Origin of the sequence: Aeromonas taiwanensis (assembly GCF_000820165.1) — a bacterium.
In the GTDB taxonomy this organism is placed as follows: domain Bacteria; phylum Pseudomonadota; class Gammaproteobacteria; order Enterobacterales; family Aeromonadaceae; genus Aeromonas; species Aeromonas taiwanensis.
The window spans coordinates 33,569-41,559 of record NZ_CDDD01000065.1; the positions used below are offsets into that span (position 1 = coordinate 33,569).

9 protein-coding genes and 4 tRNA genes are annotated in these 7,991 nt (G+C 63.7%); 3 read left to right on the top strand and 10 right to left on the bottom strand.

Going from position 1 to position 7,991, the window contains the following annotated elements:
- The first annotated feature begins 68 nt into the window (after positions 1–68).
- Entirely contained in the window at positions 69–866 is a 798-nt protein-coding gene (locus BN1136_RS12040; protein WP_043762087.1) for a DUF1338 domain-containing protein, read from the top strand.
- Positions 867–1,047: 181 nt separating this feature from the next.
- On the top strand, positions 1,048–1,299 hold the full coding sequence (locus BN1136_RS12045) for a hypothetical protein (protein WP_043808550.1): 252 nt from the start codon (positions 1,048–1,050) through the stop codon (positions 1,297–1,299).
- Positions 1,300–1,338: 39 nt separating this feature from the next.
- Here the strand turns inward: BN1136_RS12045 and BN1136_RS12050 are convergent, their stop codons facing one another.
- The 6 genes from BN1136_RS12050 to pnuC form a co-directional block, all read right to left on the bottom strand.
- Positions 1,339–1,980 (bottom strand): HAD family hydrolase, encoded by a 642-nt coding sequence (locus BN1136_RS12050; RefSeq protein WP_081843806.1) that lies wholly within the window; start codon positions 1,978–1,980, stop codon positions 1,339–1,341.
- A 117-nt stretch (positions 1,981–2,097) separates the two neighbouring features.
- A complete protein-coding gene (locus BN1136_RS12055) occupies positions 2,098–2,520 on the bottom strand; it encodes a DUF1622 domain-containing protein (protein WP_167332236.1) in 423 nt (140 codons plus the stop codon).
- Between the two features lie 128 nt (positions 2,521–2,648).
- On the bottom strand, positions 2,649–2,975 hold the full coding sequence (gene yqfB / locus BN1136_RS12060; RefSeq protein ID WP_043762084.1) for a N(4)-acetylcytidine aminohydrolase: 327 nt from the start codon (positions 2,973–2,975) through the stop codon (positions 2,649–2,651).
- A gap of 39 nt (positions 2,976–3,014) precedes the next feature.
- Complete coding sequence (locus tag BN1136_RS12065) at positions 3,015–3,686, bottom strand: Crp/Fnr family transcriptional regulator (RefSeq protein ID WP_043762083.1); 672 nt, start codon at positions 3,684–3,686, stop codon at positions 3,015–3,017.
- A 127-nt stretch (positions 3,687–3,813) separates the two neighbouring features.
- The gene (locus BN1136_RS12070; RefSeq protein ID WP_043762082.1) at positions 3,814–4,539 is read right to left on the bottom strand and encodes a nucleoside phosphorylase; all 726 of its coding nucleotides are present in this window, start codon (positions 4,537–4,539) and stop codon (positions 3,814–3,816) included.
- A complete protein-coding gene (pnuC, locus tag BN1136_RS12075; RefSeq protein WP_043762081.1) occupies positions 4,536–5,258 on the bottom strand; it encodes a nicotinamide riboside transporter PnuC in 723 nt (240 codons plus the stop codon). The genes BN1136_RS12070 and pnuC overlap by 4 nt, the downstream gene beginning before the upstream one ends.
- A gap of 266 nt (positions 5,259–5,524) precedes the next feature.
- Between pnuC and BN1136_RS12080 the strand changes: the two genes are divergently transcribed.
- Complete coding sequence (locus tag BN1136_RS12080; protein ID WP_043762080.1) at positions 5,525–7,357, top strand: SLC13 family permease; 1,833 nt, start codon at positions 5,525–5,527, stop codon at positions 7,355–7,357.
- Positions 7,358–7,535: 178 nt separating this feature from the next.
- On the opposite strand, the gene BN1136_RS12085 is transcribed toward BN1136_RS12080, so the two are convergent.
- The 4 genes from BN1136_RS12085 to BN1136_RS12100 all read right to left on the bottom strand — a co-directional run bounded on the left by BN1136_RS12085 (position 7,536) and on the right by BN1136_RS12100 (position 7,938).
- A tRNA-Leu gene (locus BN1136_RS12085) sits at positions 7,536–7,619 on the bottom strand.
- An 8-nt stretch (positions 7,620–7,627) separates the two neighbouring features.
- A tRNA-Met gene (locus BN1136_RS12090) sits at positions 7,628–7,704 on the bottom strand.
- A 36-nt stretch (positions 7,705–7,740) separates the two neighbouring features.
- Positions 7,741–7,815 (bottom strand) — tRNA-Gln (locus tag BN1136_RS12095).
- A gap of 46 nt (positions 7,816–7,861) precedes the next feature.
- A tRNA-Met gene (locus BN1136_RS12100) sits at positions 7,862–7,938 on the bottom strand.
- Positions 7,939–7,991: the final 53 nt, after the last annotated feature.

Genomic DNA, 7,991 nt, shown 5'->3' on the forward strand with positions numbered 1-7,991 from the left:
TAACAAGAAAATAAAAGAGGGGCACCCAGAGGTGCCCCTGTCTGTACCCGCAATCAAAGGAAAGAGAGATGCAAAAGGATATCGATACCCTGTTTGGCCATCTGTGGGACAACTACATTCGGGTCACCCCCAGTGCCCACAAGGTACATCAACTGCTTGGGGGCGGCGCGCCCATCATCAACGATCACGTGGCGTTCCGGACCTACAACCTGCCCAAGCTCGGTCTCGAGAAGCTGGCGGCCCACTTCCGTGCCCTGGGGTACGAGGAGAAGGGGGAGTACGTGTTCAAGGCCAAGAAGCTCTATGCCAAGCACTTCGAGCACGCGGACCCGGACGCTCCCAAGGTGTTCATCAGCGAGCTGAAGGTGGAAGAGCTCTCCGAGACGGCCCAGGCCATCATCCACAAGCTGGTGGATCAGGTGCCGGAGCACCTGACCGATACCGCCGCCTTCCTCTATGCCGGCGCGCCCTGGCAGGTTTCCCACTCCGACTACCAGACCCTGCTGGCGGAGAGCGAGTACGCGGCCTGGATGGCGGCCTGGGGCTACCGTGCCAACCACTTCACCGTCAACATCAACCGCCTGGCTGACTTCGACACCATCGAGCAGGTCAACGCCGCGCTCAAGGCGGCGGGCTTCGTGCTCAACACCGTCGGCGGCGAGGTGAAGGGGGATCCCGAGGTGATGCTGGAACAATCCTCCACCATGGCGGACAAGGCCGAGGTGGCCTTCAGCGACGGCGTGCGCGCCATCCCGAGCTGCTTCTACGAATTCGCCCTGCGCTACCCCCAGGCAGACGGCGTGCTCTACCCGGGCTTCGTCGAGGCCTCGGCCGACAAGATCTTCGAATCCACCAATGCCATGTGATGGCTGCCGTGAGCAAAACGCCCCGCCCGGGGCGTTTTTTTATGGATTTTCGCCGGCCTGACACGATCTTTACCTCCCCTTGACCCATCAGCCCGCGGCGAGCCGCTAGCATGATGCCGCCCGCTGCCGTGGGCCATCGCCGCACCGTGGCGGCGTATGCCACCTGTTTTGGAGTCATGTCATGAAGATTGTTCTGCCCTTGCTGCTATCCCTCACCACCCTGACTGCCGCCGCGGGCGATCAGGGCAGCCGTACCCCGCCCAAGCCCCCGCGTGAGATGTCGGCCGAGATGAAGGCGGCGTTCGAGAGTTGCAAGGAGCATGGCAAACCGGGGGAGTCGGAATTTGACAACTGCATGTCAGATCTGGGGTTTGAGCGGCCGGATGGCCCGGCCCCGACGGGTGGAAAAGAAGGGGAACCTGAGGCCGAGTAAGCTGGTGCGGACCCGCCGGTCAGGCCGGGCCCGCATCAGTCATACCCGTTGCAGCGCCCCTTCGGTGGCCAGCAAGGTGGTCATGCCCGCGGCCTTGCCCGCCTGAATGCCGATCCGGGTGTCTTCGAACACCAGGCAGTTGGCCGGGTTGGCGCCGAGCAGCTCGGCCACCCTGAGGAAGGTATCGGGATGGGGCTTGTGGTTGTCGACGTCGTCGGCGCTCACCAGCACGGGGATGAAGGCATCGAGCCCGGTCTGGCGCAAGATGTGCGCCGCATGCTCCCGGGATGAACCCGTGCCTATGCCCATGGGCACCTTGCCGTGGTACTGCCTGACCAGATCCCACATGGCGGGAAACACCCGGACGTCGTCGATCCGTGCCAGATAGAGGGCAACCTTGCGTTGGGCGAAGGCCTCCACGTCGATCTCCAGCCCGTGCTGCTCTGCCAGCATGGCCACTATCTTGCGGGTGGGGATGCCGCCGTACTCGTTGAGCTGGACGCGATCGAACGGCAGGCCGAACTCGGCGCTGGTCGCCTCCCAGGCATCCAGGTGCAGAGGCATGGAGTCCACCAGGGTCCCATCCATGTCGAAGATCAGGGCGTCGTAGTCTGCACATTGAGCGCGTTCAAATGGCGCGTGTTCAGGCTGCGAGTGTTCAAGCGGGGCATGTTCAGGCATGGGGCGTCCTCTGTGGCAAAGGCCCACCCTACCAGATCCGGGCCGCAGATGCCGTATCCCGGGTCACAATAGGCTGTGACCCAGGCCAGAGGCCCATTCGATCAGGGGCGCTCGCGTTCACTTGGCTACGGCTGTACCGGTACGGGGCGCCGCTTTTCGGCGCCGAGCATCCTGGCGCGCCTGTGCCCCTTGCCCCTGCTGGCGCTCGGTCTGGGCGTCCAGCTCCTTGCCGAGGAAGTAGTTCAGGAAGGTGCGGATCACCGCGATGATGGCGAGGCGGACCAGCTCCTCCTTGCTCGGCGCCACCGTGGTGGCCAGGATGTCGGCGGCGAGCTGGAACTCCAGCGCCAGGATGAGCCAGCTGCCGAAACAGAGCCGGATGCGGGGGAAGCCGGGCTCGTGATCCCGCACCCGCACCGCCAGCCAGAGGGTCTTGCCGAGCCCCATCACCACGCAGGCGATGGAGATGAGCTCCAGCAGCAGCTGGAACAGCTCGACCCCGTGCATCATGGCCTCTCTCAGGCTCGCTATCTCAAACACGCTTGGCACCTACCTGATTCAAAAGAGACACTTTTAGCACGGCGTCGAGCCCGGGCCAACTCAGATCCCCCTGAGCTGGGTGGCGATCAGGCTGATGAGCTGGCGCTGGCATGCGGCGGTTCACAAAATCAGGCTTCAATCAGCGCGAATTCAATCACATAGAGCGGCGGCAGGGCGGGGTAGATGTCGCGGATCACCTGTTTGAGCTCGGGCAGGGTCATGTTCTCCTGGCGGGCGTGCTCGTCATTCAGATCCTCGAAGGTGACCGCCTTGACCGACAGCACCTCTATAGTGCCAAAGGGCTGGAGCTCCGGGTTGGTGAACAGGGCCAGGCGCTGGCCGGGCTGCCAGTTGGCCTCGCTCTCGTCGCGGATGGTGATGGTCTTGCGGCCGGCCTGGATGTCGGCGACAAAGCGGCTGAAGAAGGTGAACTCGGGGTAGTTTGAGACGGACATGTTTGATACAGGCATGGGGACTCCGATGGTAAAGGAAGGTCAAAGTTCGAGATAGGCGCGCAGCCTGGCCAGATCGGCGATGACCGGGCCGTCGGGGCCATCGGCGACGATGCCCTGTTCGATCAGCTCCTTGAGGGCGCGCCGGTAGACCCGCTCCGTGGTGCCGAAGCGCGCCGCCTCGTGGGCCCGCTTGCGCGAGCCCAGCATGGGGGTGCGCTGGCGCTCGCGCCATAGCTCGAAGGCGATGTTGTAGGCGATGGGGTGCAGCAGCCGGCTGGTGGTGATGTCTAGGGTGTCGAGATAGTCGCTGGCGAGCGCCGCGGCGAAGAAGAGGGTCAGCTCGGGCTCGGCCAGCAGCCGTTTGGCCAGCTTGTCGGCGCAGATGACGGCGGCATCCAGCTCGGTCTCGGCCACCACGCTCCACTGCACCGGGGTGGCGCTGAAGAACTCCATCTCGCCGAAGATCTGGCGCTGGCACTCGATCTCGCCGAGCTGAAACAGCCGCCCCGAGTGCACCGCACTGTTGAGGGAGATGCGGCCCTGGGCCACCAGATAGAGGTGCTCGCACTGCTCCCCCTGGCGCATGATGGGGTCGCCCGGCAGGTAGCGGCGCGAATAGAGGGTGCAGGCCGCCAGCGCCACGGCAAAGCGCGGCTCGAGTGCGGCAAGCTCGGCGTGAAAGCGACCGAGGGGATAGGGCTGTTGCTGCATGGGGAAGGCCCGACTTGACGAGGGTCATGAGGCTAACAAGGCCGGGGGCAGGATGCCAGCGCTGGTGCCCCCGAATGTGCCGGGCTTAACGTTTTGCCGGGGCCGTTGCGGCCCCGGCAGACCCGCTCTATTGCGTCAGGGCGTGGAGGGCGGCGGCGATGGCCAGCCGCTCGCCGACCATCATGGCGGCTTCGCTGGCGGCGTAGTCGCTCACCCCCTCCTGCACGTCCTGCTCGAAGGCCACCACGTTGCAGAGCACGGCGGCCACCCGCACCTTACGCAGGCGCCCCACGGCGAGCAGGGAGGCGGTCTCCATGTCTGCCCCCAGCACCCCCCGCTGGTGCCAGTAACGACACACCGCCTGCTCGTCATCCCGGTAGAAGCTGTCGTGGGAGCGCACCAGACCGTGCCAGTGGGGATGCTCGCAGGTGCCGAGATGGGCGAGCAGGGCGGCCTGCAGGCGGATATCGGCGCAGGCGGGGTACTCAGGCGGCAAATAGGCCTGCGATGCGCCTTCGCTGCGCACCGCCCCCTCCACCACGATAAGATCCCCCAGCGCGATCTCATGCTGCAGGGCGCCGGCGGAGCCGACCCGGATGAGGGTGCGGGCGCCCGCCTGCACCAGCTCCTCCAGCGCGATGATGGCGGAGGCGCCGCCGATGCCGGTGCTGCACACCGTGACGGGCAGCCCCTGATGGCGGCCGTTGATCAGGCGAAACTCCCGGTGCTGGCCCAGCACGTCACACTCATCGAGCTGGCTGGCGATGCGCTCGACCCGGGCCGGGTCGCCGCACAGCACCACCCGTTCGGCGATCTGATCCGGGCGGCATTGCAGGTGGGGCAGAAGGCTCATGCGATCGCTTCCTGTTGCGGACGTTTGGCACTGAGCATCCACAGGCGAGTACCGTTGGCGGCGATAAACAGCAGGATCAGGTACTCCAGGGACATGGCATAGACCCCCTGGGCGGCATAGACACCGATGCTGATGATGTTGATGACCACCCAGAGGATCCAGTTCTCCACGTACTTGCGGGTCATCAGGATCTGGGCCACCACGGAGAGCACCGTCATGCTGGCATCCCAGAAGGGGAAGGCATCGGGGGAGGGCTCCGGGGTGGCGAGATTGGCGCCAAACAGGTTGAGCAGGGCGACCGAGGTGCGCGCCAGGGCGGCGAAGACCGGGTCGATATAGAGGGTCAACAGGGCGATGGCCAGTACGCTCACGGCGGCGGTGGCGATGAGCTTGGACTTGCTGAGCCAGCGGATCTGCAGGGTATCCCCCTGGGCGTTGGCCGGGCGGGTCCAGGCGTACCAGCCATAGAGGTTGGCGCAGAAGAAGAACAGCTGCAGCAGCAACAGGCCGTAGAGCTGGATCTGGAAGAAGATGATGGCGAACAGGCTGACGTTGATGAGACCGAACAGGTAGTTGATGGTCTTCTCCTGGCTGGCGCACCAGATGCAGGCCAGCCCGAACAGGGTGCCGATGGCCTCGATCCACGACATGGCGTAGCCACCGCCCAGGGGGATGGTCACCAGGGTGTGATTGATGCTGAACCACTCGAATATGCTCATTTTCGATTCCTTTGAAAATTGGGGGCGTGAACCGGGCGTATTCTAGGGGCGACGCGAGGGCGCTTGCAGGACTTTTGTCCGCCCCGGGCCGAGCCATCTCAAAGAATGAGCAAAGAGAAGGGCAACTTTAGGCCCCCGATGACACCCTGATATGCGATGATGCCCTGCCCCTTTATTGATATGTCACAAAAGGGGGATGAGCTGGCTGTGGTCTGATGGGATCCGCCCCGGTGCGCTCGGGGTGGCGAGGAACGAAAGGAGCGAGTGTGAATTCCGAGTTGATCTGGGTGCTCAGCATGCTGGTGGGCGCCATCTTCCTGTTTATTACCAACAAGGTACGCATGGATGTGGTGGCCTTGCTGATCATCATACTGTTCGTGGTGAGCGGCACCCTGACCCTGCCGCAGGCCCTGGCAGGCTTCAGTGATCCCAACGTCATCCTGATCGCCGCCCTGTTCGTGGTGGGGGAGGGGCTGGTGCGCACCGGCATCGCCTATCAGGTTGGGGACGCGCTGGTGAAGGTGGCCGGCAGCAGCGAGACCCGCATGCTGGTGTTGCTGATGGTGGCGGTGGCCACCCTGGGCGCCGTCATGAGTTCTACCGGCGTGGTGGCCATCTTCATCCCCGTGGTGCTGAGCGTGGCGAACAGGATGGGGATCCCGCCCGGGCGGCTGATGATGCCGCTGGGTTTTGCCGGCCTCATCAGCGGCATGATGACTCTGGTGGCAACGCCGCCCAACATGGTGGTGAACAGCGAGCTGATGCGCCACGACATTCACGGCTTCGGCTTCTTCAGCTTCACTCCCATGGGGGTTATCATCCTGGGGATGGGGATCCTCTACATGCTGCTGATGCGCACCTCCCTGGTGCGTGACGAGGAGGAGGGGAAACACAAGCAGAGCGGGCGCAGCACCATGCGCGATCTCATTCGCGACTACCGGCTGGCAGGGCGGGCGCGTCGCCTGGCACTGCGGCCCGACTCCCCCCTGATCGGTCAGACTCTGGACGAGCTGCAACTGCGGGCCCGCTACGGGGCCAACGTCATCGGGGTGGAGCGCTGGCGCAAGTTCCGGCGAGTGATGGTGACCGTCTCCGGTGTCACCGAGTTCCAGGCCAAGGATGTGCTGCTCATCGACATGTCCGATCCCGAGGTGGATGTGCGGGAGTTCTGCAGCGAGGCGCGGCTCGAACCCATGATACTGCGCGGGGAGTACTTCTCCGATCAGGCGCGGGAGGTGGGCATGGCCGAGGTGTCGCTTATCCCCGGCTCCCGTCTGCTCGGCAAGAGCATCCGCGAGGTGGCGTTCCGCTCCCACTACGGACTCAACGTGGTGGGGATCCGTCGCGCTGGCGAGGCGCTGACCGGCAAGCTGGTGGACGACGCCCTGCAGATGGGGGACACCCTGCTGGTGGTGGGGAACTGGAGCCTCATTCGCCAGCTGCAGACCCATCATCGCGACTTCCTGCTGCTGGGCCTGCCCGCCGAGGTGGACGAGATGGCGCCGGCCCGCAGCCAGGCCATTCATGCCCTGATCGCGCTCGGGGTCATGATAGTGCTGATGGTGACGGATCCCGTGCCCAACGTCATCGCGGCGCTCATCGCCTGCCTGATGATGGGCAAGTTCCGCTGCATCGATCTGGAGAGCGCCTACAAGTCCATCCACTGGCCGACCCTGATCCTCATCGTGGGCATGCTCCCCTTCGCCCTGGCACTGCAGCAGACCGGCGGGGTGGATCTCATCGTCGGCGCGCTGATCTCGGCGGTGGGGGATATGGGGCCGCGGGTGATGCTGGCCAGCCTGTTTGTGCTGTGCGCCGTCATCGGCCTCTTCATCTCCAACACGGCGACGGCGGTGCTGATGGCGCCCATTGCGCTCGGCACGGCCCAGCAGATGGGGATCTCGCCCTATCCCTTTGCCATGACGATCGCCATCGCCGCTTCGGCGGCCTTCATGACGCCGGTCTCCTCGCCGGTCAACACCCTGGTGCTCGGGCCCGGCAACTACAGGTTCGTGGATTTCGTGCGCATCGGCGTGCCCTTCACGGCGCTGGTGATGGTGGTGAGCGTCATCGCCATACCCTGGTTCTTCCCGTTCTGACGGCATCAAACGCCAAGGCGGCCTGCGGGTCGCCTTTTTGTTGCCTGACTCGCAGGGGCAGAGGCAGAGGGGGTCCAGGGAATATGCTGGCGTGTGAACGGGGGAAGAGAAACATCGGGAGGCAAACGCTGGACACAAAAAAACCAGCCTAGGCTGGTCTGTTTGGTACTGCTTTCGATGGTGCGGAAGGAGAGACTCGAACTCTCACGCCTAGGGCGCCAGAACCTAAATCTGGTGCGTCTACCAATTTCGCCACTTCCGCAAGAATAATGGTGGCTATGACGGGATTCGAACCTGTGACCCCCGCATTATGAGTGCGATGCTCTAACCAACTGAGCTACATAGCCGTCTTGTGCACGACTTTCGTCGAACACAAGCAAAAATGGCTGGGGCACTAGGATTCGAACCTAGGTATGGCGAGATCAAAACCCGCTGCCTTACCGCTTGGCGATGCCCCAACAGTGTTCTTTGCAATCAGTTGATTGAAGGAACGTTTTTCAAAAATGGTGGCTATGACGGGATTCGAACCTGTGACCCCCGCATTATGAGTGCGATGCTCTAACCAACTGAGCTACATAGCCATTGTTATCAACCACCGGAGTGGAAGAGAACAGAAAAATGGCTGGGGTACTAG

What these genes read in the sequence shown, in the direction of transcription:
- BN1136_RS12070 (WP_043762082.1), bottom strand. Translation starts at nt 4,539, where the DNA reads ATGAGCCTTCTGCCCCACCTGCAATGCCGCCCGGATCAGATCGCCGAA.
- BN1136_RS12045 (WP_043808550.1), top strand. Translation starts at nt 1,048, where the DNA reads ATGAAGATTGTTCTGCCCTTGCTGCTATCCCTCACCACCCTGACTGCC.
- BN1136_RS12040 (WP_043762087.1), top strand. Translation starts at nt 69, where the DNA reads ATGCAAAAGGATATCGATACCCTGTTTGGCCATCTGTGGGACAACTAC.
- pnuC (WP_043762081.1), bottom strand. Translation starts at nt 5,258, where the DNA reads ATGAGCATATTCGAGTGGTTCAGCATCAATCACACCCTGGTGACCATC.
- BN1136_RS12065 (WP_043762083.1), bottom strand. Translation starts at nt 3,686, where the DNA reads ATGCAGCAACAGCCCTATCCCCTCGGTCGCTTTCACGCCGAGCTTGCC.
- yqfB (WP_043762084.1), bottom strand. Translation starts at nt 2,975, where the DNA reads ATGTCCGTCTCAAACTACCCCGAGTTCACCTTCTTCAGCCGCTTTGTC.
- BN1136_RS12050 (WP_081843806.1), bottom strand. Translation starts at nt 1,980, where the DNA reads ATGCCTGAACATGCCCCGCTTGAACACTCGCAGCCTGAACACGCGCCA.